This window comes from Uruburuella suis, assembly GCF_004341385.1.
In the GTDB taxonomy this organism is placed as follows: domain Bacteria; phylum Pseudomonadota; class Gammaproteobacteria; order Burkholderiales; family Neisseriaceae; genus Neisseria; species Neisseria suis.
In genome coordinates, this window is the sequence record NZ_SLXE01000026.1 from 1 (window position 1) to 24,070 (window position 24,070).

23 protein-coding genes are annotated in these 24,070 nt (G+C 53.3%); 13 read left to right on the top strand and 10 right to left on the bottom strand.

The annotated features are described in order from the left end of the window. Nucleotides 1-161 precede the first annotated feature (161 nt). Entirely contained in the window at nucleotides 162-524 is a 363-nt protein-coding gene (locus EV680_RS09135; protein WP_132954438.1) for a helix-turn-helix domain-containing protein, read from the bottom strand. A gap of 131 nt (nucleotides 525-655) precedes the next feature. Between EV680_RS09135 and EV680_RS11955 the strand changes: the two genes are divergently transcribed. The 8 genes from EV680_RS11955 (at nucleotide 656) to darH (ending at nucleotide 9,528) form a co-directional block, all read left to right on the top strand. Then, a complete protein-coding gene (locus EV680_RS11955) occupies nucleotides 656-1,996 on the top strand; it encodes a factor H binding protein domain-containing protein (protein ID WP_165870932.1) in 1,341 nt (446 codons plus the stop codon). 75 nt (nucleotides 1,997-2,071) lie between these two features. Beyond that, complete coding sequence (locus tag EV680_RS09145) at nucleotides 2,072-3,535, top strand: surface lipoprotein assembly modifier (RefSeq protein WP_132954439.1); 1,464 nt, start codon at nucleotides 2,072-2,074, stop codon at nucleotides 3,533-3,535. 780 nt (nucleotides 3,536-4,315) lie between these two features. Further along, on the top strand, nucleotides 4,316-4,939 hold the full coding sequence (locus EV680_RS09150) for a LysE family translocator (protein WP_132954440.1): 624 nt from the start codon (nucleotides 4,316-4,318) through the stop codon (nucleotides 4,937-4,939). Nucleotides 4,940-5,027: 88 nt separating this feature from the next. Further along, entirely contained in the window at nucleotides 5,028-5,897 is an 870-nt protein-coding gene (locus EV680_RS09155) for a lipid A biosynthesis lauroyl acyltransferase (protein WP_132954441.1), read from the top strand. 119 nt (nucleotides 5,898-6,016) lie between these two features. Then, nucleotides 6,017-6,946, top strand: a complete 930-nt coding sequence (locus EV680_RS09160) for a dialkylrecorsinol condensing enzyme (protein WP_132954442.1) — start codon at nucleotides 6,017-6,019, stop codon at nucleotides 6,944-6,946. 24 nt (nucleotides 6,947-6,970) lie between these two features. Then, nucleotides 6,971-8,122, top strand: coding sequence for a beta-ketoacyl-ACP synthase III (locus EV680_RS09165; protein WP_132954443.1), 1,152 nt, complete (start codon nucleotides 6,971-6,973; stop codon nucleotides 8,120-8,122). A 1-nt stretch (nucleotide 8,123) separates the two neighbouring features. Then, entirely contained in the window at nucleotides 8,124-8,534 is a 411-nt protein-coding gene (locus EV680_RS09170; protein WP_132954444.1) for a DarG family dialkylresorcinol biosynthesis protein, read from the top strand. After that, nucleotides 8,515-9,528 (top strand): BtrH-related acyltransferase DarH, encoded by a 1,014-nt coding sequence (darH, locus tag EV680_RS09175; RefSeq protein WP_132954445.1) that lies wholly within the window; start codon nucleotides 8,515-8,517, stop codon nucleotides 9,526-9,528. Before EV680_RS09170 ends, darH begins: the two co-directional genes overlap by 20 nt. Nucleotides 9,529-9,870: 342 nt before the next feature. Here the strand turns inward: darH and EV680_RS09180 are convergent, their stop codons facing one another. Next, nucleotides 9,871-11,448: an inorganic phosphate transporter gene (locus tag EV680_RS09180; RefSeq protein ID WP_132954446.1), complete on the bottom strand. Its 1,578-nt coding sequence runs from the start codon at nucleotides 11,446-11,448 to the stop codon at nucleotides 9,871-9,873. A 271-nt stretch (nucleotides 11,449-11,719) separates the two neighbouring features. Between EV680_RS09180 and thiE the strand changes: the two genes are divergently transcribed. Next, nucleotides 11,720-12,343: a thiamine phosphate synthase gene (thiE, locus tag EV680_RS09185; RefSeq protein ID WP_132954447.1), complete on the top strand. Its 624-nt coding sequence runs from the start codon at nucleotides 11,720-11,722 to the stop codon at nucleotides 12,341-12,343. Between the two features lie 293 nt (nucleotides 12,344-12,636). Here thiE and yidC read toward each other — a convergent pair whose 3' ends face one another. The 4 genes from yidC to rpmH form a co-directional block, all read right to left on the bottom strand. Then, nucleotides 12,637-14,286, bottom strand: coding sequence for a membrane protein insertase YidC (gene yidC, locus EV680_RS09190; RefSeq protein ID WP_132954448.1), 1,650 nt, complete (start codon nucleotides 14,284-14,286; stop codon nucleotides 12,637-12,639). Nucleotides 14,287-14,375: 89 nt separating this feature from the next. Further along, complete coding sequence (gene yidD, locus EV680_RS09195; protein ID WP_132954449.1) at nucleotides 14,376-14,594, bottom strand: membrane protein insertion efficiency factor YidD; 219 nt, start codon at nucleotides 14,592-14,594, stop codon at nucleotides 14,376-14,378. Then, nucleotides 14,591-14,932, bottom strand: coding sequence for a ribonuclease P protein component (gene rnpA, locus EV680_RS09200; protein ID WP_132954450.1), 342 nt, complete (start codon nucleotides 14,930-14,932; stop codon nucleotides 14,591-14,593). The genes yidD and rnpA overlap by 4 nt, the downstream gene beginning before the upstream one ends. A gap of 1 nt (nucleotide 14,933) precedes the next feature. Continuing rightward, a complete protein-coding gene (gene rpmH / locus EV680_RS09205; protein WP_004283944.1) occupies nucleotides 14,934-15,068 on the bottom strand; it encodes a 50S ribosomal protein L34 in 135 nt (44 codons plus the stop codon). 381 nt (nucleotides 15,069-15,449) lie between these two features. Between rpmH and dnaA the strand changes: the two genes are divergently transcribed. The 3 genes from dnaA (at nucleotide 15,450) to gyrB (ending at nucleotide 20,696) form a co-directional block, all read left to right on the top strand. After that, on the top strand, nucleotides 15,450-16,967 hold the full coding sequence (gene dnaA / locus EV680_RS09210; protein ID WP_132954451.1) for a chromosomal replication initiator protein DnaA: 1,518 nt from the start codon (nucleotides 15,450-15,452) through the stop codon (nucleotides 16,965-16,967). A gap of 20 nt (nucleotides 16,968-16,987) precedes the next feature. After that, nucleotides 16,988-18,091 carry a DNA polymerase III subunit beta gene (dnaN, locus tag EV680_RS09215; RefSeq protein ID WP_132954452.1) on the top strand — a complete coding sequence of 368 codons (1,104 nt, stop codon included), beginning with the start codon at nucleotides 16,988-16,990 and terminating at the stop codon, nucleotides 18,089-18,091. A 220-nt stretch (nucleotides 18,092-18,311) separates the two neighbouring features. Next, on the top strand, nucleotides 18,312-20,696 hold the full coding sequence (gene gyrB / locus EV680_RS09220) for a DNA topoisomerase (ATP-hydrolyzing) subunit B (protein WP_132954453.1): 2,385 nt from the start codon (nucleotides 18,312-18,314) through the stop codon (nucleotides 20,694-20,696). A 241-nt stretch (nucleotides 20,697-20,937) separates the two neighbouring features. Here the strand turns inward: gyrB and EV680_RS09225 are convergent, their stop codons facing one another. From EV680_RS09225 to EV680_RS09235, 3 genes are read right to left on the bottom strand one after another with little or no spacing between them, the layout of a single operon-like run. Beyond that, nucleotides 20,938-21,843, bottom strand: coding sequence for a tyrosine-type recombinase/integrase (locus EV680_RS09225; RefSeq protein WP_132954454.1), 906 nt, complete (start codon nucleotides 21,841-21,843; stop codon nucleotides 20,938-20,940). Between the two features lie 15 nt (nucleotides 21,844-21,858). Beyond that, a complete protein-coding gene (locus EV680_RS09230; protein WP_132954455.1) occupies nucleotides 21,859-22,272 on the bottom strand; it encodes a tellurite resistance TerB family protein in 414 nt (137 codons plus the stop codon). Nucleotides 22,273-22,301: 29 nt separating this feature from the next. Continuing rightward, nucleotides 22,302-22,730, bottom strand: coding sequence for an acyl-CoA thioesterase (locus tag EV680_RS09235; RefSeq protein ID WP_132954456.1), 429 nt, complete (start codon nucleotides 22,728-22,730; stop codon nucleotides 22,302-22,304). A gap of 134 nt (nucleotides 22,731-22,864) precedes the next feature. Between EV680_RS09235 and EV680_RS09240 the strand changes: the two genes are divergently transcribed. Further along, entirely contained in the window at nucleotides 22,865-23,317 is a 453-nt protein-coding gene (locus tag EV680_RS09240) for a universal stress protein (protein WP_132954457.1), read from the top strand. A gap of 113 nt (nucleotides 23,318-23,430) precedes the next feature. On the opposite strand, the gene mtrR is transcribed toward EV680_RS09240, so the two are convergent. Continuing rightward, nucleotides 23,431-24,069, bottom strand: coding sequence for a multidrug efflux system transcriptional repressor MtrR (mtrR, locus tag EV680_RS09245; protein ID WP_132954458.1), 639 nt, complete (start codon nucleotides 24,067-24,069; stop codon nucleotides 23,431-23,433). Nucleotide 24,070: the final 1 nt, after the last annotated feature.

Genomic DNA, 24,070 nt, shown 5'->3' on the forward strand with positions numbered 1-24,070 from the left:
CGGCTTGGTATTTGAAGTCTACGGTATATTTGTTCATAAGAAAACTGCACCTTTATGGGTTGGATGGGGGTGTCCAACTTTTGGGGTGCAGTTCACGCTTTCAGACGGCCTGTTTTGATAAATACAAAAAGCCCCTTTGTTGGGGCATTTTTCATGGGTATTCAACGGAATTCATGCAACATCATCAGCAAAGCTTTTTGTTTTTCCGGCGACAAGTCACGAAACAGCTGCAACAGCAAAAGCTCTTCCTGCGCTAAAGCCCCATCCCCGTGAGACATACGCCCGTGGCGCAACCATTCCGGTGTGCTGCCCAGCCATTTGGCCAAAGTGTCGATTTTATCCGCCGTAGGAATAGATTGCCCGATCAGCCAATTGTGCACAGCTTGCGGCGTAACCGATTTATTCGGGTGGCGCAGATTAAAGCGGTTGGCCAAATCACCGGTAGAAAGCGCAGCCATGCCTGCCTGCTCAAGCGCAAAGCGCAGCCTTTTGCTGAATTCGGATTTATCTTGGTTGGAATGCATGAAGGCATTATCAATAGCCGCATCGACATTTCGTAATCATTTGCTTGAAATAATAAATTAAATAATTGATAATGTGAGTGCTTGTCAGGTAGTGTAAATAAAGCTTAAATCTTTAAACAAGGGAACTAAAAATGTCTTTAAAAACAATCGGAGCATTAACCGTGATTGCGTTAAGCCTGAGTGCGTGCGGCAGTAGCGGCACATCAGGGGTGGTGAAGCCAAACAGTAATACGACAGTTGAACAAACTGAAACGGAAAAAGCCGCTGCCGAAAAAGTTGCTGCTGAAAAAGCCGCCGCCGAGAAAGCTGCTGCTGAAAAAGCTGCTGCTGAAAAAGCCGCCGCCGAAAAAGCTGCTGCTGAGAAAGCTGCTGCTGAGAAAGCTGCTGCTGAGAAAGCTGCTGCTGAGAAAGCTGCTGCTGAGAAAGCTGCTGCTGAAAAAGCCGCTACCGAGAAAGCCGCTGCTGAAAAAGCTGCTGCTGAAAAAGCCGCCGCCGAGAAAGCTGCTGCTGAAAAAGCCGCTGCCGAAAAAGCCGCCGCCGAAAAAGCCGCCGCCGAAAAAGCTGCGGCAGAAGAAGCAGCCCGTTTAGAAGCCGAACGTATTGCCGCTGAAAAAGCTGCAGCGGAAGAAGCTGAACGGATAGCCGCCAAAAAAGTTGAATTGGTTAAGTTGGCTCATGAGGCGGGTTTAAGTAATGAGCTGGCTCAATCATTCGCGACTAATCATACAAATGTGGCAAATAATGATATTGATGTTGCATTGGCCAGCTTTATTCGCGATGAGGCGATAAATGCAAAAGGTGATTATTTTTCTGAGGGCTTTTCTCAACGAAATGGCGGCGTGGCTTCTGCCTCTTCAGTTTCTACATCTATAGTAAATGGTGTTGTCAGCAAATATGGTGAAGAAAGAAAAAGCTATAGCTATGAAAAGCTCTACAATCAACCTTATTCAATTGTGATTGGTGGGGGTGAAGCAAATGATTTAACGCGTTATAACGGTTCTTCTGTTTATAGCAGCTCAAATAAAACCTTTGACATCACTGAAATTGCAGGTTTAGCCACCCAAGAGCATGCTCTTCCAACGTTGGGTTCGGCCACTTATCTCGGTAAGGCGATGAATGCAGCCGATGTATTAGGTGATCTGAGTTATACGATTAATTTTGGCAGCCGCACAGGTTCAGGCATGATTAGCGGTTTGAGCAACAGTAATGCTTCAGCCGATATTTTAGCAGCCGGTTCGATTGGGTTGCTGGAAGGGAAATTGGCGAAAATCAATGTAGGCGGTCAATCACTTATGAGTATTGCCGGAGTTGCGCAGGCTGGGGATAGTGCATGGGGTTATGTGAATGGCAAATATTCACTCGGCTTGTTCGGTCCGAAGGCAGAGGAAATAGCAGGCTCTGCATTGTTTGACAATGTTGGAAATGATGGCAAAATCGGTTTCGGCGGACAGCGCGGCGAAATCATCAAATAAGCTTTTCTAACTGCTCAGGCCGTCTGAAAGATATAATATTTCAGACGGCCTTATTTAATCAGAACAATATTCAAAATGTATAAACTCAATATTAAGGGGCAAAAGCCGGCATGGTGGCTGGCGCTTGCGGTTTTTCCGGTTTATGCCGCTGATGCGCCCTTACCGCTGCCGGATTCAGTCATTCCCGAGCCGGTGTTTTTCGAGCAAACCGAGCCGCCCAAGCCGTCTGAAAACTTATTGAAGCCGCCGGCTTTGCAGCAGCAAAAGCCGGCGACGGCTTTGAGTGCGGAAGAAGTGCGCGGCAATGCGGCGCTGGCCACGGCGCTGATTAATCGGGCCTTGATGGCGCAGCAATGGGATTTGCTGGCCGAATTGCTGGCGCTTTATCCGCAGGCCGAGGGCTATGATGCGGTGCTTTATGATTATGCGCGCGGGGCATGGCTGCGTTCGCAGCAGCGCTATCCCGAGGCGATTGCGCTTTATCGCGGCATTTTGGCGCAGCAGCCCGATTTGGCTTACCCGCGCTTTGATTTGGGCGTAATGCTATTTGAAAACCGCCAATACCGCGAAGCCGATGCCGAGCTTGCGCGTGCCAAGCCTGATCTGGCAGAGCCGATGCAGCAGCTGGTTGAGCGCTATCAGGCGGAAATTGCGCGGCAGCAGCGCTGGCAGCCGCAAATCAATCTACAATACGAGCAAACCGATAATGTGAACAATGCTTCGGCCGAACGCGATATTGTGCTCAATGGCGTGCGCTTTGTGAAAAACGAAGAATCGCTGCCGCAATCGGCACACGGTTTGCGCTACGGCGTGGGGCTGGGGCGCGAAATGAATGTGGACGGCAATCATTTTATCGGCGCAGATGCGGGCTTTGACGGCGTGCATTATTGGGATAACCAGGCTTATAACGAGCAAAGCCTGCGCTTGGGCGGCGCTTACCGTTGGCGAGATTTCCACCAAAATGCGGGCGTGGCGCCTTTTGTGGAGCAAAACTGGCTCGGCAGCGCGCGCTACAGCCGCCAATTCGGCGCCACGCTCGATTACAGCCGCCGCCTGAATGCACGCTGGCAGGCTTCGGCCGCCTACACGCATATGCAGCGCCGCTATGCCGAAGAAGAGGTGGCCAAGCGCCATAATGGTGCGTTCAACCAGCTTTCGGGCACGCTGATTTGGCAGGCTGCACCGCAATGGCTGCTCTTTGGCGGCGCGGATTACAGCCGCGACCACACGCGCGACAAGGCCGAATCTTCCGAGCGCAAGGGCGGCCGCATCGGCGCGGTGTATGCCGGCAAAAATTGGGGCGCGCGCACCAATCTGCGCTATGTGTTGCGCGATTTTGAAGCGGATAACGATTTCTACGGCTACCCGCGCCGCGACAAGGAATATCACGCCGGCGCGGCGCTGTGGCACAATAAATTGGCTTGGCAAGGCTTGGTGCCGAAGCTGAATTTCCGCTATCTGAAAATCGACAGCAATATGCCGAGCTTTTATTCGCGCTCGAGCGCGCAATGGTTTGTGAGCGTGGAGAAGGCTTTTTAGCGGGGCTGGTGCGGGCAATAGCGTAGGCCGTCTGAAAAGTGGGACTTGGTTTGCATGATGGCGCACAAAAACCATTATATGAAAGCCGGCATGTCGGCCTGGTTGATGGAGCAAGGCTTTGTAAATTAAAAATAATTTAAATGTTAGAGGCCGTCTGAAATATTTCAGACGGCCTTTTATCCGAATTATTTTTTGAATCTATTATTGAAATGATGTTAATGAGTTGATTTTTTAGCGGACACAAAATATGATGATTATGTTTGGCCGCCGCAGGCCGGATTCAAGCATCCGACCTGCGCAGCGCCGGTATTCATCGTTTTCATAACGGATACGGAATGTGTGAAAGCGCAGCATTCGGAAACCATGCAGATTTTAAACAAGATTTAAACAGGCCATTTGAGAACTTTGCAAAACCAGATAGCTGCCGCACCCGCGCAGGCGGGCGCCCAGTGCAGAGCAGCGCTTTGCTTGTCTCACACAAATAAAGTGGCATAACGGAGTAGCTTGGGTTGAAAACCCAACAAGCCCACAGGCCGTCTGAAACGTTGGGTTTTCAACCCAAGCTACTCCGTTATAGAGCGTAGTTTTGTATCACTTTTTCTTGTATTCCACTATAACATCAAATAATTGATTCATCATATTTTGATGGCGGCTACCTGCTCGACAACTGAAGCTGCGCCTCAGGCTGGGCTTCTGCCTGCACAGGAGCGACGGAAAGGAAGTTGTGCAAAGATCTTCATTTATTTGTTTTGCATTTATCTGTTTTAAAGGAAATGATAAATGAGCTTAAGCCTGATGTTTTATTTCCTGCTGGCCAGCATCATGGTGGCTGCGCTGCCGGGCCCTGCCATGATGCTGACCATACAGAGTGCGGTGGCCGGCGGCTGGCAGCAGGGCATAAAGGTGACAGCGGGCATTTTGCTCGCTGATGTGGTTTTACTGCTGCTGGTGTGCATCGGTTTGGGCGAAATCATGGCCGCATCGCCGCGGCTGGTGGCGGTGTTGAATATAGCGGCGGCGCTCTATCTGCTTTATTTGGGGCTGCGCACGTTGGCGGATGCGCGCCGTTTTCCCGGCGGCTTGAAAGTTGATACAGGCCGGCAGGTGGCAGCGGCGAAAGAAGGCTTTTTCATCACGCTCATCAATCCGAAAACGATTATTTTTCTGCTGGCTTTTCTGCCCCAATTCGTGCGCGATTCCGCTGCTATCGGGCCGCAGGGGCAGCTGCTGGTGTTGTCGGCATGGTTTGTGTTGGCGGTGGCGGCGGTGATGGCGGCTTATACCTTTGCCGCCCATGCCGCCCGCAAATATTTGGCCGCGCCGCTCTGCCGCCGCTTGATGTCGGCAGGGTTTGGCTTGGTGTTGGTGTTTATCGGCGTGCGCAGTTTGATTGAGGCCGTCTGAAAGGCGCATTTTGAGGCGGATTGTTCAGACGGCCTTAAGTTCATCTATAATAAGCCGCTGATATGTCAGGCCGTCTGAAAAGTTGCTTATGAAATTTGCCTTTTTTATTCTTTATCTGATTCAGCTGCTGCCTTTTGCCGCCATCCACAAGCTGGCCGATTTTATCGGCACGCTGGCTTATTATGCTGTGGCGCCGCGCCGCAGAGTGGGCGAGGTGAATCTGCGCCTGTGTTATCCCGAATGGAATGAAGCCGAGCGCAAAAAAGTGCTCAAGCGCCATTTTCAGCACATGGCCAAATTATTGTGCGAATACGGGCTTTATTGGTATGCAGATGCGGCCCGCTTGAAAAAGCTGGTGCGCTATCAGGATAAACATTATCTCGATGAGGCGCTGGCTGTGGGCGAAAAAGTGATTTTGCTCTACCCGCATTTCACCGCTTTTGAAATGGCGGTGTACACGCTCAATCAAGATGTGCCGCTGGTGAGCATGTATTCGCATCAGAAAAATAAAGCCATGGACGAGCAGATTTTAAAAGGCCGCCACCGCTACAATAATGTGTTTCTCATCGGCCGCACCGAAGGCTTGCGCGCGATTATCAAGCATTTGCGCAAAAGCGATGCGCCGTTTCTTTATCTGCCCGACCAGGATTTCGGCCGCGCCGATTCGATTTTTGTGGACTTTTTCGGCATTCCCACCGCCACCATTGCCGGCTTGAGCCGCATCGCCGCGATGACCGGCGCCAAAGTGATACCCGCCATTCCCACCCGCGAAGCCGACAACACGGTGAGCCTGCGCTTTTATCCGGCTTGGGAACATTTCCCCGGCAACGATGCCGCCGTCGACACACAGCGCATGAACGACTTTATCGAAGCGCGTGTGCGCGAGCAGCCGGCGCAATATTTCTGGCTGCACAAGCGCTTCAAAACGCGGCCCGAAGGCGAGGCCGGGTTTTATTGAACGATGCTGCGATTTTTCAGACGGCCTTGAATCTTCATTCCAGGCCGTCTGAAAATTTGCAGCGGGATTGGGCGTGGCTTCGGGTATAATCGCAACAAATTTTAACAAATGTATGCAATATGAACGCCGAACACACGCACGCGCCCAAAGTGCTCATCGTTTACTATTCCCAAACCGGCCAGCTCTCGCGCATGGTGGAAGCGTTTGCCGCACCCTTGCGCCAAAGCGGCGCCGAAGTGGAATATTGCGCCATCCTGCCGCAGCAGGCTTATCCTTTTCCTTGGCCTTTTTGGCGCTTTTTCAACACCTTTCCCGAAACCGTGCATTTGCAGCCGGCGCCGATTGAAGCGCCGCAATTTGCTCATGAGCGCTATGATTTGGTGGTGATTGCCTACACGGTGTGGTTTTTGTCGCCTGCGCAGCCGATAACGGCTTTTGTGCAGCATCCGGCCGCGCAGCCGATTTTGCGCGGCGCTTCGGTGATGACGCTGATCGGCTGCCGCAACATGTGGTTGATGGCGCAGGAAAAAATGAAAGCCTTGCTGGCCGATGCCGGCGCAAAGCTCATCGATAATGTGGTGAAAATCGATGCCTGCAGTAGCGCCTGGAGCTTTGTTACCACGCCTTTGTGGCTGCTCACCGGCAAGCAGCAGGGCGCTGAGTGGCTGCCCAAAGCGGGCATTGCCGAAGCGGAAATCGCCGATTGCGGCCGCTTCGGCGCGCGTGTGGCCGAATGTTTGCACAGGCCGTCTGAAAGCGATCAGCCGATGTTGCGTGGCATGGGCGCGGTGACAATCAACGAGCGGCTGATTTTCAGCGAAACCGCCGCCGCGCGCAGCTTTTATTTGTGGGGCAAATTGCTGATGGCATCAGGGCGGGTGTCGCCGCTGCTGCGGCGTGTGGTGTTGGCGCTTTATGTGGTGTTTTTGGTGGCGATTATTCTCACGGTGGTGCCGGTGAGCGCGCTGCTCAAGCGCTTGTTTGCGCCTTTGCTGGCCGATAAAATCCGCCGCCAGAAAGTCTATTTCAGCCAGCCTTCGGGCGAATGATAACTTTGCATCAAGAGCCATAAAATGAACACATTATCAGAAGTTTACCTCACCCACAGCGCCGCTTTCCTGCCCAATGCGCCGGTGGGCAATGATGAAATGGAAGCGGTGCTGGGCATGGTGGGTGACACGCCTTCGCGTGTGCGGCAGATGATTTTGCGCTCAAACGCCATCCGCAGCCGCCATTACGCCATCGATCCGGCCAGCCGTGCCGCCACCCACACCACGGCAGAGCTGGCCGCCGCTGCGGTGGAGGCTTTGTTTGCACAAGGTTTGCCGAAAAACGAAGTGGGCGCGCTGGCCTGCGGCACGTCTTATCCCGACCAGATTCTGCCCGGGCATGGCGTGATGGTGCACGGCCTTTTGCACGATGCGCCGCCTTATGAGGTGTTGAGCGCGGCGGGTGTGTGTGTGGCCGGTATGGCGGCGATGAAGTATGCCTATCATGCCGTGCGCACCGGCGAGCACCGCCGCGCTGTGGCCTGTGCGGCGGAAGCGGCCTCGGCGATTATGCGCAAAGAAGCGTTTCAGCCGGAAATCGATGTGAAAAAGCTGGCCGATGCCAAGCCCGATATTGCGTTTGAAAAAGATTTTCTGCGCTGGATGCTCTCCGATGGTGCCGGAGCCGTGTGTTTGAGCAACGCGCCGCTTTCAGATGGCCCATCGTTTAAAGTGCATTGGATCGAGCTGGTGTCGTATGCTAACGAAATGCCGCCCTGCATGTATGCCGGCGGCCAAATGCAAAACGGCGTGTTCAGCGGCTGGAAAGCGCACCGGCAAGCCTATTGCGATGCGCACAGCCTGATGAGCATCAAGCAGGATGTGAAGCTGCTCAATGAGCATATTGTCGGCTACACGGTGGAAAAAGCGCTGCACCACACGCGCGCGCGCCACCCGCTAAACGCCGAAGAAGTGGCTTGGTTTCTGCCGCATTATTCTTCGGGCTATTTCCGCGACAAAGTGTATGCGGGACTGAAAAATGTGGGCTTTGAGCTGGGCTTTGAGAAATGGTTTACCAATCTGCCCGAAAAAGGCAACACCGGCTCGGCTTCGATTTATATCATGCTTGATGAATTTATCCGCAGCGGCCGCGCGCAAAAAGGCGAGAAAATTTTGTGCTATATCCCCGAGAGCGGGCGCTTTTCATCTTGTTTTATGTTGCTCGAGGCCGTCTGAAATGGATGAAAAAGACATTCCCCAGCACGGCAGCAAAATTTTTGCCGGCCAGAAAAAAGTGGTGTATGCCACCCGCAACGGCCATTATGTAGCAGGGCAGAGCAGCGGCTGGGATGATGAATCATTTGCCACCGAGCAGGCGGTGCAGGCGTTTGACGTGCAAACCGAAGCGGCTTGGCAGGCTTATCAGGCCGGCACGCATTCGGCGCTTTATTATCTGATGTGGCGCTACCGCCACGATGAAGCCAGCCTGGCCGCTGCCACCGGCCAATTCCGCTGGCAGCTGCGCCGCCATTTCCGCGTGGCCGTGTTTGCCAAAATCAGCGCCAAAACGCTGGCCAAATATGCCGAAGCTTTCCAATTAACCCCCGATGAAATCCGCCAACCCCGCCATGAACACACCGCATTTTAACCACCGGCAAACCGCTCATTGCGAAAGCGGCGTGATGTCGGCACTTTTGCGCCACCACGGCCTGGATTTCAACGAAGCCATGGTGTTCGGCCTCGCTTCGGCGCTTAGCTTTGCCTATATTCCGCTGGTGAAAATGGCCGGCATGCCGCTGATTGCCTACCGCACGCTGCCCAAAAGCATTATCCGCCGCACAAGCCGCGCGCTCGGCCTGCGGCTGCAGATGCAGAAATTTGCCCGCCCCGAAGCGGGCATGGCCGCGCTCGATCGGGCGCTGGATGAAGGCGCGCTGGTGGGGCTGCAAACATCGGTGTATTGGCTGCCTTATTTTCCTGCGGAAATGCGTTTTCATTTCAATGCGCACAATCTTTTGGTATATGGCCGCGATGGTGATGATTATTTGATCAGCGACCCGGTGTTTGAAAACGTGCAGCGCTGCAGCCGCCAAGATTTACAGCGCGCCCGTTTTGCCAAAGGCGCGCTGGCGGCCAAGGGCTTGATGTATTGCGTGGATGCGGCGCACATGCCGTCTGAAAGCGGGCTGGACATGCGCGGCATCATCCGGCAGGCTTTGTTGAAAAACGCCCGCCAAATGCTGCCGCCGGTGTGGTTTGCCGGCGTGCGCGGCATGGGCACGCTGGCGGCCAAAATCGAGGCGCTGCCCCGCAGCACCGACGAAGCTTATGGCAAGCTTTATCTCGGCCACATTGTGCGCATGCAGGAAGAAATCGGCACCGGTGGCGCGGGTTTTCGCTATATCTACGCTTATTTTCTCGAGCAGGCCGCCGAGCGCCTGAATGCGCCCAAGCTGCAAAGCTGCTCGGCAGAAATGACCGCTATCGGCGATGAATGGCGCACCTTTGCCAGCTTGGCCGTGCGCCAATGCCGCAAGCCCAAAAGCGGCGGCTATGCAGAAGTGGCCGCCAAGCTGCGCGAAATCGCCAGGCAAGAAGAAGCTTTGTGGCGCGAAATCAAACGCGTGGCGGCGGATTTGTAAGTTGGATTAGGCTGTGGCAAAGGCCGTCTGAAAGGTTTCATACCCATTCGAAAAAATAAGCTAACTGCGTTGGCTCGCCTAGCCGTGCTATCTGTGCTGTCGCAGGCTTCCGTCTTGTAAGCTTACTTTTTTTGAATGAGCATTACGCCTTATACCAATCCAAAAAAATAACCTAACTTCGTTGTCTCGCCTAGCCGTACTATCTGTACTGTCTTCGGCTCGCCGCCTTGTTAGCTTACTTTTTTGAATTGGTATTATTTTATGTTTGGCATAAATGAAAAAACCGCCGGTGCGCTTGGCAACAGGCGGTTTTTTGCAGATGAATTGAAATGGGTGATAAGGTTAAAACACCGCGCGCAGGCCGAGAAAGCAGATAACGGCAAGGCTGGCGGCTGCCGGCAGGGTAATCACCCAAGCTAAGCCGATCGGCTTCATCAGCGCCCAGTTGGCGTTGCGGTTGACCAAGCCGATGCCCAAAACTGCGCCTACCAAGATGTGGGTGCTCGACACAGGCAAGCCCATCAACGAAGCCATCATCACCACGGCAGCAGCAGAGAGCTCGGCGGTAAAGCCTGAAGAGGGGTGCATTTTGGCCAAGTTGGTGCCCACGGTTTGAATCACTTCTTTGCCGATAAACCACAAGCCCACAATCAAGGCAACGCCAAACGTGAGCATGGCCACGGGCGGAATCGGTGATTGCGAGTTGATGTCGCCGGTGCGCAACACATCCATAATCGCGGCAAACGGGCCGATGGCATTGGCAATGTCGTTGGCGCCGTGGCTAAAGGCGAAGCCGGCGGCTGTAAATACCTGCATCCAGCTGAACATCAAAAACGTGGATTTGCCCAAATCTTTGCGTTTTAAGGTTTTGGCATAGATAAAGGTGGCCATCCAAATGGCGGCGCCGATCATGAAAATGGTGAGGAAGCTGGAGAGTGTGCTCATGCCCAAATGCAGATTTTTCAAACCTTTGAAAATCAGCATAGAGGAAATCATCATGCCGCCGATGGCAGCAATAATCGGTACCCAGGAATGCAGGGCTTTATAGGCATCGATGCCGCTTTTGCGGTGGTCGATATCATAAAGGCCTTTATAATAAGAAGATTCCAGCTCGCTCGGGTCAAAATCGGCATCGCCGTAGATTTGTGCATCGCGCGCCATGGCAGAGGCGCATTCGATTTTTTCTGATTCGCTCAAGCCTTCGAAATATGCACGGTGCTGCTCTTTATAGGCTTTTTTCTCTTGCTTGATGGCTTTCAGATTTTCTTCCGCGCTGGTGTTGTAGTCGAGCACATGCTTTTTGATTTGGCTAAACAGCAAGTAAGAAACCAGGCCGCCAAGCACGGGAGAAAGCACCCACGAAGCGGCGATTTCCGCCATTTTCGGCCATTGGATCAGCGCAAAAGCATCGCCGCCTTCGCTGATAAAGCCCAAGCACAGCGCGCTGCCGACAATGCCGCCGATAATGGCATGCGTGGTGGATACGGGCCAGCCGCGTTTGGTGGCAAACAGCAGCCACAGCGCGGCTGCCAGCAAGGCAGACATCATGATATACACAAACTGTATTGGCTCGAGATTCATCCCGTTTAGATCAATCAGGCCTTTGCGGATGGTGTCAGTCACTTCGCCGCCGGCAATCACCGCGCCGCTCACTTCGAAAATCGCGGCAATCAGCAAGGCTTGCGGAATGGTTAAAGTGCCCGCGCCCACGCTGGTGCCGAATGAGTTGGCCACATCGTTGCCGCCGATGTTGAACGCCATAAACACGCCGAATAAAGTGGCCAGCAAAAACAGTGTAGTATGGTTATTTCCGGTGTAGCCCAAGCCCCAAACGATAAAATAGCCGACCATGCCGATAAGCAGGGCGGCAAAGATAAAATTCAGTTTTGTCATGGATGCAGTGGATTGGGACTGAGCCATGTGGTGTTTCCTTGTATAGATAATATGAAGTAGCTTAAAAATTCTTTTTATATTTTAATCCATTTTGATGATAAATATGTGACAGGTACCAAAATTTCCTTGTAAATAGCGCTTTTGTGGCGCGATAGCGGCAAGGCTGAACGGCTGTCGCAACAATAAGGGTGTTTGCAGCAGGTTTGGCAAGAAAAAAGCTGTATCCGGGCGGCCGTGTGCGCTTTGCGTTAAAATCGAAACATAAATTGTGCGGCTAAGGCCGTCTGAAAGGAAAACAATGCAAGCATTATCATTTAAACCGGTGCGGCAGCCTTTGCGCTTTTATGCGGTGGTGCCTGATGCAGATTGGGTGGAGCGGATGGTGCAAGCAGGTGCCGATACGGTGCAATTGCGCAATAAAACCTTGCAAGGAGCCGCTTTGCGGGCAGAAATCGAGCGTTGCGTGGCCGCTTGCGCCGGCACGCAAACGCAGCTGTTTATCAACGATTATTGGCAGCAAGCCATTGAAGCCGGCGCTTACGGCGTGCATTTGGGGCAGGAAGATATGGACGATGCCGATTTGGCCGCCATCGCTCGCGCAGGCTTGCGTTTGGGCTTGAGCACGCATTCGGTGGCCGAGCTGGATCGTGCGCTGGCGGTGCGGCCGAGCTATGTGGCCAGCGGCGCGGTGTTTCCGACCACCACCAAGCAAATGCCGACTGCGCCGCAAGGGCTGGACAATCTGCGCCGCTATGTGGCACAAGCCGGCAACACGCCTGTGGTGGCCATTGGCGGGATTGATTTGCACAACGCTGCCGAAGTGCTGGCCGCCGGTGCGGCTTCGCTGGCGGTGGTGCGCGCGGTAACGGAAGCCGCCGATCCGGCCGCTGCGGTGAAAGCTTTTCAGGCTTTGTGGGCTTAAAGTATTTTCTGTAATATCACAGGCCGTCTGAAAATGTTTCAGACGGCCTTGGGTTTGTGAAATAAAATACGCATGCTGATTTTTGCAAAATTAGTTATATGTTTGAAAAATAAGGAAATAAAATCTTATTTTAATGGTGCGGATTGTGTAGGATGCCGTTTCAACCTGTGTGGCTGTTTACTTTATTTTTATGGTATGAGGCTCGGCTTGAAACAAAGCCGCTGCATAATGATGCGAAAAGGCCGTCTGAAAAATATTCAGACGGCCTTTTTTAGGTGATTGCTTAATGCAGATTAAGGCACTACCACGCCATTTTTGCGCTGTTTTTCAATGGTTTTGTTGATATACCATTGTTGGGCGATGGTCAAAATATTGTTGACCACCCAGTAGAGCACGAGACCTGCGGGGAAGAAGAAAAACATCACCGAGAAAATCACCGGCATCAGTTTCATCATTTTCGCCTGCAGAGGGTCGGTTGGCGGCGGGTTGAGCGAGGTTTGGATAAACATGGTGATGGCCATGATAATCGGCAGGATAAACCAAGGGTCGGGGCGGCTCAGGTCGGTAATCCAACCGATCCACGGCGCTTGGCGCAGCTCTACCGATGTGAAAATCGCCCAATACAAGCCGATAAACACCGGAATTTGCAGCAGCATCGGCAGGCAGCCGCCGAGCGGGTTGATTTTTTCATCTTTATACATCTTCATCATGGCTTGTTGCAGCGCCATGCGGTCGTCGCCGTATTTCTCTTTCAGTGATTGCAGGCGCGGCGCCACGGCGCGCATTTTTGCCATCGAGCGGTAAGAGGCATTGGTGAGCGGATAGAGCACGGCTTTCACAATAATGGTGAGCAACACAATCGCCCAGCCCCAGTTGCTGACATAATCGTGCAGCTTGTTCAGCAGCCAAAACAGCGGTGAGGCGAAAATATGCACTTTGCCATAATCTTTGGCCAATTGCAGATTGTCGGCCACTTGGCTGATTACGCTGGTGGTTTGCGGACCGGCATAGAGCTCAATCGGGAAATCCAGTGTGGCACCGGCGGCAATTTCAGGCAGCGGCACACGGGCGCCTGCTGAATAAAGATTGTCGCTACGGCGGCTGATGTCGATTTGACAAGCGCCGTTGGTGCACACGCTGGTGCCGTCTTTCGGCTGCAAAATCCAGGTCGACATAAAATAATGCTGAATCATGCCCACCCAGCCCGAATCGGTGCGGCGCACATATTCGGCTTGGTCGCGGCCGGATTTGAAATCATCGTCTAAATCGCTGAAGGTCACTTTTTCAAATTTTCCGCTCGGTGTGTAGAGAACGGGGCCGGTGTAGGTGTGGTTGAAATAGCCTTCGCCATCGGGTTTGCTGCTGTCGCGCAGCATGCGGTAGGCCGCATCCAGCTTCACCGGCTGGCCGCTTTGGTTGGTGATATCGAAGCGGATATTGATTAAATAGCTGCCTTTATTGAAGGTGTAAACCTTGTCGATTTTCAGGCCGTTGGTTTCCGGCGCACTCAGGCGCACTTCCACTTGGTCGCCGGAGAGCGTGTATTGCTTTTGCGGCGCTTGAAACGGCACATCTTTCAAAAGCAGCTGGCCGTTGGCATTGAGCAGGTCGGATTGGGCGACATAGGTGTAGGCTTTGCTGTCGTCAAACAGCACAAAATCTTTGCCTTCATCGCTGCTGGCGTTGTATTTCAGCAAATACAGCGCGCGCAAATCGCCGCTTTTCTCATCAATCACGGCTTTTACCGTGTCGGTGGTCACCGTGATCGGGGTGATGGGGCTGAGCGTCGCTTCTTGAGCCGTATTATTGGCCGGGGCGGTTTGCTGTTGGCTTTGTGCGGCCTGTTGTGCGGCAGTCGGCTTCGGGCTGGGGAACATTTGCTCCCAGCCGAGCAGAATCAGCAGCGCAAGGCTGAAAAAAACCATTAGTCGTTTGAAATCCATAGTTTTTCCTGATGGTGCTTGTGGTAATGGGTTGAGGTGTCTTTCAGACGGCCTCATTAAAACGCTATAAAATAACAGATAAACGCGGCTTACGGAACAGGGTCATGCCCGCTGCCGCCAAAAGGATGGCAACGGGCAATGCGCTTGAGTGCCAACCAGCCGCCTTTGAATGCGCCGTGTTTGCTCACGGCTTCCACCGCATATTGCGAGCAGGTGGGGGTGTAGCGGCAGCGTGGCGGCAGCATCGGGCTGATGGCATATTGGTAAAACCGGATCAGCAACAGCATCAGCCGGGCCGGGATATTCATTTTTTCACCCGCATCAATTGCGCCAATTCTGTGCGCGCATCGGCGGCATTGCTGCGGTCGAAACGCTGTCGTACGCGCACCACAAAATCATGCGGCGGCAGCTCGTGGCGGTGCAGGCGGAACCATTCCCGAATCACGCGCTTCATATAATTGCGCGCATTGGCGCGTTTGGCGGCTTTTTTGCTGACCACAAGCCCCAAGCGTGCATGCTCAAAGCCGTTGTTTTCAGATTGTAAAACCTGCAACAGTAGGCGGCTGCGCTGCTTGCGCAATGCAAAAACGGATGAAAAATCATCCGTTTTTAATAAGCGATACTGTTTGCCAAAGCGCGCGTTCACCTTACACGGCCAAGCGTTTGCGGCCTTTGGCACGACGGGCAGCCAAAACGGCGCGGCCGCCGCGGGTTTTCGAGCGAACCAAGAAGCCGTGGGTGCGTTTGCGGCGGGTAACGGAAGGTTGATAAGTGCGTTTCATGTTGTTTCCTAAAATTATCTGAAAATCAAACCGAGAATTACACCCCAAATCGCAGGCTTTGTCAATCAATATCATTAATCAATTTAAAGGGCTGGCGTAAAAACCGCCAAGATGCGGGCGGTGCCGAATCGGTAAGATGTTCGTGGCGGTGGCTGGTGAAGTTGGTTATAATGGCCGGATTCTTTGCCGTATGCCGACATCTATCATTCGGCAGGGTGCTTGAGGCAATGTGCGCCGGTCAATTGGTGTGTTATCGCTTTTGCAGCGGGTGGCTTTCATTGAAATGACAGCCAAATCATGCTGCTATACCGGCGAATGGTTTGTTGGGAATGGTTTTTGGCGGCCTTGGCCGTTTGTTTCTTTTTAAGAATTGCATTTGATATGACGCTTGCAGAATTTTGGCCGCAATGCCTGCGCTACCTCCACTCAATCATGACGCCGCAACAGTTTGATACTTGGATTGCGCCGTTGACGGTGGGTGAAGAAAACGGCGCCTGGGTGATTTACGGTAAGAGCCAGTTTGCCTGCAATCTGTTGAAAAACCAGTTTGCTGCGCCCATCGAGCGCGCCCGTGCCGAGCTGGCACCCGATCAGCCGGCGCTGCTGTTTAAAGTGGGGCGCGGTCAAAGCCATGCAATGGCCGCGGATGAAGGTGCGCAAGCTGCAATGGGTAATAGCGTGCCGCTGCCCGAAGTGGAAACGGTGCAAATGCCGTTGCCCAAAGCGGCTAAAAGTGCCCAAGATATTCTGGCCGACCGCATCCGCCATTTGCCCGAGCAGCAAGGCGGCCGCAAGCAGGAGGCGCAAGCTGCCGCCGGGCAGAAACATGCCAAAGTAAAAAAAGAGGCTGCTGCCGATTTGGCCGCGCAACGCTATGCGCAAACCAATTTGTCGGCCGACTATACTTTTGAGATGCTGGTGGAGGGCAAGGGCAACCGCATGGCGGCCGCGGCCGCGCAATCTATTGCGGAAAACCCCGGCCAAAGTTATAACCCGTTTTTTCTGTATGGCAGCACCGGCTTGGGCAAAACCCACTTGGTGCAGGCGGTGGGCAACGAATTATTGAAAAACAATCCTGCCGCCAAAGTGCGCTATATGCATTCTGATGAATATATCCGCAGCTTTTTGGATGCCGTGCGCACCAAAAATTATGATGTGTTCAAGCAGCAATACAAGCAATATGATTTGCTGATTATCGATGATATTCAGTTTATCAAGGGCAAAGATCGCACGATGGAAGAGTTTTTCTATCTGTATAATCACTTCCATAATGAAAAAAAGCAGCTTATCCTCACTTGCGATGTGTTGCCCGCCAAAATCGAGGATATGGATGACCGCCTGAAGTCGCGCTTTTCATGGGGCTTGACGGTGGAATTGGAGCCGCCCGAGCTGGAAATGCGTGTGGCGATTCTGCAAAAAAAAGCCGAAGCCGCCGGCGTGGTGTTGGATGAACAGGCTGCTTTTTTTATTGCCAAACACATCCGCTCCAATGTACGCGAGCTGGAAGGGGCGTTTAAACGGGTGGAAGCGCGCAGTCGCTTTTTGAAAAAGCCGATTAATATTGATTTGGCCACCGAAGCGCTGCAAGATATCGTGGCCAGCTCGTATAAAATGATTACGGTTGAGCTGATTATGGATACGGTGGCCAAATATTACCGCATCAAAATCAGCGATATACTCAGCAAGAAAAGGGCGCGCAATATTGCCCGGCCGCGCCAGATGGCGATGGCGCTGACCAAAGAACTGACCAATTTGAGCCTGCCGGCCATCGGCGACAACTTCGGCGGCCGCGACCACACCACGGTAATGCACGGTGTGCGCGTGATTGCCGAATTGCGCGAGGCCGATCCGGAAATCGCCCAAGATTATGAAAAACTGCTGATTTTGATTCAAAACTGAATGTAGCCGAAGGGATAACCATGTTGATTTTACAAGCCGAGCGCGATGCCTTACTCAAGCCCCTGCAAGCCGTTACCGGCATTGTCGAGCGGCGCCACACCCTGCCGATTTTGAGCAATGTTTTGCTGGAGAGCGTGCACGGCCAAACCAATATCTTGGCCACCGACCTGGAAATTCAAATCAACACCCACGGCCCGCACAGCGATGCCGAAGATTTCCGCATCACCACCAATGCCAAAAAGCTGCAAGATATTTTGCGCGCGCTGCCCGAAGGCTCGCTGGTGGCGCTGGATTGGGCGCAAAACCGCCTCACGCTTAAAGCAGGCAAATCGCGCTTCAACCTGCAAACCCTGCCGGCAGAAGATTTTCCGCTGATGAGCATCGGTGAAGACGTGAGCGCCGCTTTTTCGCTGCCGCAAGAAGCGTTTAAAAACATGCTCTCGCAAGTGCAATACAGCATGGCGGTGCAGGATATCCGCTATTATCTCAACGGCTTGCTGATGCAGGTGGAGGGCGACCAGCTGCGCTTGGTGGCCACCGATGGCCACCGCTTGGCTTTTTCGGCTACCACCATCGATGCCGATCTGCCCAAAGCTGAAGTGATTCTGCCGCGCAAAACCGTGTTGGAGCTTTTCAAGCTGCTCAATCAGCCGAGCGAGCCGATTACGGTGGAGCTGCTCAACAATCAAGTGCGCTTCCGCTGCAACGACACGGTGATTGTGAGCAAAGTGGTGGACGGCAAATTCCCCGATTTCAATCGCGTGATTCCGTTGGATAACGACAAAATTTTCTTGGTCGGCCGCACCCAGCTTTTGGGGGCGCTGGAGCGCGCCGCCATTTTGGCCAACGAAAAATTCCGCGGTGCCCGCCTGCAATTGCAACCCGGCCTGCTCAGCGTATTGTGCAGCAACAACGAGCAGGAAGAAGCGCGCGAAGAGCTCGAAATCGCTTATCAGGGCGGCGAATTGGAAGTGGGCTTCAATATCGGCTATTTGATGGACGTGCTGCGCAATGTGCATGCCGACGATATGCAGCTGGCCTTTGGCGATGCCAACCGCTCCACGCTGTTTACCATTCCGAACAATCCCAATTTCAAATACATTGTGATGCCGATGCGGATTTAAACGCAGTTTCCATGCTGCTGTGATTTAAATACAAAGGCCGTCTGAAAGGTTTTCAGACGGCCTTTGTGTGTATATAAAGGCTGAAAAAATCAACAAAATCAGGTATAATACACAGTCTTTTGGCGGAAATTTTGCAAATGTGTTCCGCCTGTGTTTTTTCACCTGCTTTTTAAATGGGTGAGAAAAAAATCCGTTTAAAATCATTAAGAAAAGATTTCTTATGACTCAGCAACAAAATTATGGCGCCGACAGCATCAAAGTGCTCAAAGGGCTGGATGCCGTGCGCAAGCGCCCCGGCATGTATATCGGCGACACACAAGACGGCACCGGCCTGCACCATATGGTGTTTGAGGTGCTCGATAATGCCATCGATGAAGCGCTGGCCGGCCATTGCGACACCATTTCAGTGGCCATCAATGCCGACAATTCCATCACCATTCAAGATAACGGCCGCGGCATTCCCACCGATATCCACCCCGAAGAAGGCCGCTCGGCAGCCGAAGTGATTATGACCATCCTGCATGCGGGCGGCAAATTCGACAACAACAGCTACAAAATCTCCGGCGGCCTGCACGGCGTGGGCGTGTCGGTGGTGAATGCCTTGTCCGACTGGCTGCGGCTCACCATCTACCGCGACGGCAAAGAGCATATTGTCGAATTCAAGCGCGGCGAAGCCGTGGCACCGCTCAAAGTGGTGGGCGACACCGACAAAAAAGGCACCAAAGTGCAATTTCTCGCCAGCGAAGAAACTTTCGGCTTGGTGGAATACCACTTCGATATTTTGGCCAAACGCATCCGTGAATTGTCGTTTCTGAATAACGGTGTCGGCATCAAATTGGTCGATAAGCGCGACGGGCGTGAAGAAGATTTTGCCTTCAGCGGCGGCGTGGCCGGCTTTGTGCAATACATGAACCGCAAAAAAAACCCCTTGCACGAAAAAGTGTTTTACGCGCTTGGCGAAAAAGAGGGCATGAGCGTAGAAGTGGCGATGCAGTGGAACGACAGCTATCAGGAAAGCGTGCAATGCTTCACCAATAATATTCCCCAGCGCGATGGCGGCACCCACCTCACCGCCTTGCGCCAAGTGATGACGCGCACCATCAATCAGTATATCGAAGCCAACGAAGTGGCCAAAAAAGCCAAAGTGGATACCAGCGGCGACGATATGCGCGAAGGGCTCACCTGCGTGCTGTCGGTGAAGCTGCCCGACCCGAAATTTTCTTCGCAAACCAAAGACAAACTGGTGTCGAGCGAAATAGGCCCGGTGGTAAACGAAGTGATCAGCCAGGCCTTAACCGATTTTCTGGAAGAAAATCCGCAAGAAGCCAAAATCATCACCGGCAAAATCGTGGATGCCGCTCGAGCGCGAGAAGCGGCGCGCAAAGCGCGTGAAATCACCCGCCGCAAAGGCGTGATGGACGGTTTGGGCTTGCCCGGCAAGCTGGCCGACTGCCAAGAAAAAGATCCGGCGCTCTCGGAGTTGTATCTGGTCGAGGGCGACTCCGCCGGTGGCTCGGCCAAGCAAGGCCGCGACCGCAAATTTCAGGCTATTTTGCCGCTTAAGGGCAAAATTCTGAATGTGGAAAAAGCCCGTTTTGAAAAAATGCTTGCCAGTCAGGAAGTGGCCACGCTGATTACCGCGCTCGGCGCCGGCATCGGTAAGGAAGAATTCAACCCCGCAAAGCTGCGCTACCACCGCATCATCATCATGACCGATGCCGATGTGGACGGCGCGCATATCCGCACGTTGCTGCTCACTTTTTTCTACCGCCAAATGCCTGAGCTGGTGGAGCGCGGCTATATCTATATCGCCCAGCCGCCTTTGTATAAAGCCAAACACGGCAAGCAAGAGCGCTATTTGAAAGACGAGCAGGAAAAAGATCAATTTCTACTCGGCTTGGCGCTGGATAAAGCCCGCATCGTTTCAGACGGCCGCGTGCTGGAAGGCGAAGAGCTGGCCAAAGTCGCCAAACAATTTTTGTTGGCCAAAGCCGTGGTTGAGCAAGAAAGCCGCGTGATTGACGATTTGGTGTTGCAAGCCCTGATTTATGCCGATGAAATCGACTTGTGCAGCGCCGAGTCGGCTGATGCCGGCATCGCCACGCTGCGCCTGCTGCTGGATGAAAAAGAAGTGGTGCTTGAGCGTGTTGACGGGCAAGATGGCAGCTATTTCATCAAAATCACCCGCAAGCTGCACGGCAATGTGATGGTAAGCTATATCGAGCAGAAATTCTTGGCCGGAAAAGCCTATCAAACGCTGTTGCAAACCGCATTGATGCTCAACGGCCTTATCGGTGACGATGCCGTATTGTTTAAAGGCGACACCGAGCAGCCGGTGGCAAGCTTTGCAGAAGCACTGGCCATTCTGATGGCCGGCGCACAAAAAGGCATGTCTATCCAACGCTATAAGGGTTTGGGCGAGATGAACCCGGAGCAGCTGTGGGAAACCACCATGGATCCGGCTGTGCGCCGCCTGTTGAAAGTGCGCATTGAAGACGCCATCGCCGCAGATGAAGTGTTTGTTACCCTGATGGGCGACGAAGTGGAGCCGCGTCGTGCATTTATCGAAAGCAATGCACTGGTGGCGCAGAATATTGACGTTTGATGATTGCGTTGAGCATAGGCCGTCTGAAACTTTTTTCAGACGGCCTATTTTTAAGGTTTATACTTTGAAGCGATATTGCTTTGATATAAAATGCCAAAAGTGTCGATCAATAAAATAAAACTATAAATCAATGTGTTATGATTTTTTGGTTTGCTTCAAACCAAATGCCTGTTGGTGCAGATACAGCACATTTCAGTTGTGCAAAGGCCGTCTGAAACGAATGCTTTCAGACGGCCTTTATTTATTCTGTTTCTTTTTTGCGCTTCGCCCGCGGGTGGGCTTCATCGTAGATTTTCGCCAAGTGGTCGAAATCGAGCTTGGTGTAAATCTGGGTGGTGGATAAATTGCTGTGGCCGAGCAATTCCTGCACGGCGCGGATGTCTTGTGCGGCTTGCAGCAAATGGCTGGCGTAGCTGTGGCGCAGCATGTGCGGGGAGAGGTGTTGCGGGCTGCCTTGGATGAGCGCCCATTGGCGCAGGCGGTTTTGGATTTGGCGTTGGCTCAAGCGGCCGCCGTGGCGGTTGGTGAAGAGGGCGTTTTCGCCGGCGATGGCGGCGCGCGCGGCAAGCCAGGCTTTGAGTGCGGCAATGCTTTTTTGCACCAAAGGCACGCGGCGTGGTTTGTTGCCTTTGCCGATCACGCTCACCCAGCCTTCTTGCAGCAACACATTGTGAACATCCAGCGCGTGGATTTCCGATAAGCGCAGGCCGCTGCCATACATTAATTCGAAAATGGCATGATCGCGCACGGCCAGCGTGTCGTCGGGCGTGTCTTGATCAAGCAGGCGGTTGAGGGCTTCTTGTTCAACGGCTTTAGGCAGCCGTTCGGGCGGCTTCGGCGCTTTGAGGTTGTGCGCCGGATTGTGTGCCAACAGCGTTTGCGCCACCAGATAATCGCTGTATTGCCGCCACACGGAAAGCTTGCGCGCCATGCTGCGCGGGTGGGCATCTTGTTGGGAAAGCTTTTTCAGGGCGGCCACGAAATGGCGGCGTTGCGGCGTTTCGCTGTGGCGCTCTTGCGGCAGCAATTGCACGAGCTGCGCTAAATCGCGGCGATAAGCGGCCAAGGTGTGGGCGGATTTGCCTTGCTGCTGCAAGCTGAGCAGCCAGGCATCGGCATAATCGGCAAAGTGCGCAAGCTGCATCATCAGGCCGTCTGAAACTCAGCGGCTCAGGCTGACTTCGATTTCGAGATCGGTCAGGTCGAGCTGCCATTGCTGCATGATGTGTTGGAACAAAGCCAGCTCGGCATCGTTGAGGGCATGGTCGCTTTTGCAGATGCGCAGGGCGGTGGCGAGGGTGTTGATGCGCTGCGGCCGCTCGCTCACTTCGGCCAAAAGTGTGTTGACGCGCTCGGGCTGGAGCAGGTTGATGCGCTCGTTGCCCGCTTCGGCCACTACGTCTTCGAGATAATGGGCGAGCACACGCATAAATTCGGGCTGGGTGATGCCGATGGCTTCGTAAAAAGCCGGTTGCAGCTCGCTAAATTCGCTGGCATCGATATCGCTGTCGGCCATAATGCACATGCTGACAATGCGGGCCATGGCTTCGGGGCTGTTGTGCGGATAGCTTCTCATAGGGTTTCCTTTGCTCGGTTGGGAGGCGTTCAGACGGCCTCGAGTATGGCTCTGAAGCGTTCGGGAATGGCGGCTACTTTTTGTGCGCCGTAGTCGAAGCACACCATGCCGGTTTGCGCGCGGGCGATGGTTTGCCCATCGCCGCAACGCTCGATTTCGTAGTGCAGCGCAAAGCCGCTGCGGCCGATGTCGTTCGCGCCCAAACGGATTTCCAATTCGTCGCCGTGGTGCGATTGGGCGGTGTATTGCACGGCGGCATCGGCCATAATCAGGCCGGCGCCGCCGATATTGATTTCGTTGAACCCGTGCGCCGCAAGCCAGCGTAAGCGCGCTTCGTGGCACAGGCGCAACACGGCATCGTTGGCCAGATGGTTGCCATAATTAATGTCGCCGATATTCACCCGGATGCGGGTTTGAAAAAGCACCGCCTGCGGGGCGGCTACGGTGATGCGCGCCATGATTTTTCCGTGTTGTGGTTGGGTAACAGATATTAGCATTGATTCGGCCTGCGGATGCTGCCGGCAAAGTTGTTTTATGTTAATCTTAAATCAAACCAAACAAACCCGTTTGTATGACTAACCAGGAGAATGCTATGTATCAGAAAATCATGGTGCCGGTAGATGACAGCAAAACGGCATTGCGCGCATTGGAAGAAGCCTGCCACGTGGCACAGGCAGTAGGCGCTTCGGTGTATGCGGTGCATGTGGTTGATTTGGCGCAGTTTAACTGGGGCACTGCCGAATTCGGCGACAGCTTGGCCTTGCGCCGCGCGGTGGAAGAGGCCGGCGAAAAAGTGTTGGCACACACATCCGGCATATTGAATGCGGGCAAAGTGCCTCATGAAACGGCTATTTTGGAGAGTGGCGGCGATAAAATTGCCGATTTGCTCTTGGATGCGGCTTCGGAGCAGCAGGTGGATTTGATTGTGATGGGCACCCACGGCTTCAGCGGCTTGCTGCATCTGCTTTTGGGCTCGGTGGCCGAGGGGGTGGTGCGTAAATCGCCTGTGCCTGTGCTGCTGGTGCGCAGCCAGGATGAAGATTAAATAGCCAAAGGCCGTCTGAAAAGTTTTCAGACGGCCTTTTTCATGCGTTTTCTACGCTTTTAAAATACGATAATAGCCAATTTAAAAGATGGATATCGTGCCTTAAGCCTATATTATTCAGAGCCGGCACGCAGCGTGGGGCAGCGTTGCAGCGCGCCCATTGCGGTGTCGACAATGCGCGGTGCGATTTCATTGATATTGAATTGCTCGGGGTTGTTGAGCCAAATTTCGCACAAGCCGGTGAGGGTGGATATCAGATAAACGCCGGCCAAATCCACATCCAGGCTTTCAGGCAGCGTTTGCTGCTGGATGCAAAGCAGCAAAGCGGCGTGTATTTGCTCATGCCACATGCGCTGATAGCGCGTCATCACATCGATAATGGCTTGGTTTTGCTCGGTGTGCTCGCATTTCAGATGCAGAATATGAACAAATTTGCGGTGGATTTCATTGTTTTGCATGCGCTCGTATAAATTGAACAGCGCATGGCGCAGGTTTTGCCACATATCCGAATTGCCGTTGGCAATATCATCGGCCATTGTGGTGCTGAAATCGTCGAAAATATGCTGAAATAAGGCATCAAATAAATCTTCTTTATTTTTGAAATGCCAATACAATGCGCCGCGGGTAACGCCGGCGGTTTGGGCGATTTCATTGAGTGAGGCGCGGGCAACGCCGCGAAGATAGAATGTGTCCAATGCGGCCAGCATCAGATATTCGCGGGTTTTCATGGCTTCGGCTTTGGTTTTGCGCATA

Bases quoted from the DNA above. Each gene is read 5' to 3' on its own strand.
- EV680_RS09135 (WP_132954438.1), bottom strand. From the start codon at position 524: ATGCATTCCAACCAAGATAAATCCGAATTCAGCAAAAGGCTGCGCTTT.
- EV680_RS11955 (WP_165870932.1), top strand. From the start codon at position 656: ATGTCTTTAAAAACAATCGGAGCATTAACCGTGATTGCGTTAAGCCTG.
- EV680_RS09145 (WP_132954439.1), top strand. From the start codon at position 2,072: ATGTATAAACTCAATATTAAGGGGCAAAAGCCGGCATGGTGGCTGGCG.
- EV680_RS09150 (WP_132954440.1), top strand. From the start codon at position 4,316: ATGAGCTTAAGCCTGATGTTTTATTTCCTGCTGGCCAGCATCATGGTG.
- EV680_RS09155 (WP_132954441.1), top strand. From the start codon at position 5,028: ATGAAATTTGCCTTTTTTATTCTTTATCTGATTCAGCTGCTGCCTTTT.
- EV680_RS09160 (WP_132954442.1), top strand. From the start codon at position 6,017: ATGAACGCCGAACACACGCACGCGCCCAAAGTGCTCATCGTTTACTAT.
- EV680_RS09165 (WP_132954443.1), top strand. From the start codon at position 6,971: ATGAACACATTATCAGAAGTTTACCTCACCCACAGCGCCGCTTTCCTG.
- EV680_RS09170 (WP_132954444.1), top strand. From the start codon at position 8,124: ATGGATGAAAAAGACATTCCCCAGCACGGCAGCAAAATTTTTGCCGGC.
- darH (WP_132954445.1), top strand. From the start codon at position 8,515: ATGAACACACCGCATTTTAACCACCGGCAAACCGCTCATTGCGAAAGC.
- EV680_RS09180 (WP_132954446.1), bottom strand. From the start codon at position 11,448: ATGGCTCAGTCCCAATCCACTGCATCCATGACAAAACTGAATTTTATC.
- thiE (WP_132954447.1), top strand. From the start codon at position 11,720: ATGCAAGCATTATCATTTAAACCGGTGCGGCAGCCTTTGCGCTTTTAT.
- yidC (WP_132954448.1), bottom strand. From the start codon at position 14,286: ATGGATTTCAAACGACTAATGGTTTTTTTCAGCCTTGCGCTGCTGATT.
- yidD (WP_132954449.1), bottom strand. From the start codon at position 14,594: ATGAATATCCCGGCCCGGCTGATGCTGTTGCTGATCCGGTTTTACCAA.
- rpmH (WP_004283944.1), bottom strand. From the start codon at position 15,068: ATGAAACGCACTTATCAACCTTCCGTTACCCGCCGCAAACGCACCCAC.
- dnaA (WP_132954451.1), top strand. From the start codon at position 15,450: ATGACGCTTGCAGAATTTTGGCCGCAATGCCTGCGCTACCTCCACTCA.
- dnaN (WP_132954452.1), top strand. From the start codon at position 16,988: ATGTTGATTTTACAAGCCGAGCGCGATGCCTTACTCAAGCCCCTGCAA.
- gyrB (WP_132954453.1), top strand. From the start codon at position 18,312: ATGACTCAGCAACAAAATTATGGCGCCGACAGCATCAAAGTGCTCAAA.
- EV680_RS09225 (WP_132954454.1), bottom strand. From the start codon at position 21,843: ATGATGCAGCTTGCGCACTTTGCCGATTATGCCGATGCCTGGCTGCTC.
- EV680_RS09230 (WP_132954455.1), bottom strand. From the start codon at position 22,272: ATGAGAAGCTATCCGCACAACAGCCCCGAAGCCATGGCCCGCATTGTC.
- EV680_RS09235 (WP_132954456.1), bottom strand. From the start codon at position 22,730: ATGGCGCGCATCACCGTAGCCGCCCCGCAGGCGGTGCTTTTTCAAACC.
- EV680_RS09240 (WP_132954457.1), top strand. From the start codon at position 22,865: ATGTATCAGAAAATCATGGTGCCGGTAGATGACAGCAAAACGGCATTG.
- mtrR (WP_132954458.1), bottom strand. From the start codon at position 24,069: ATGCGCAAAACCAAAGCCGAAGCCATGAAAACCCGCGAATATCTGATG.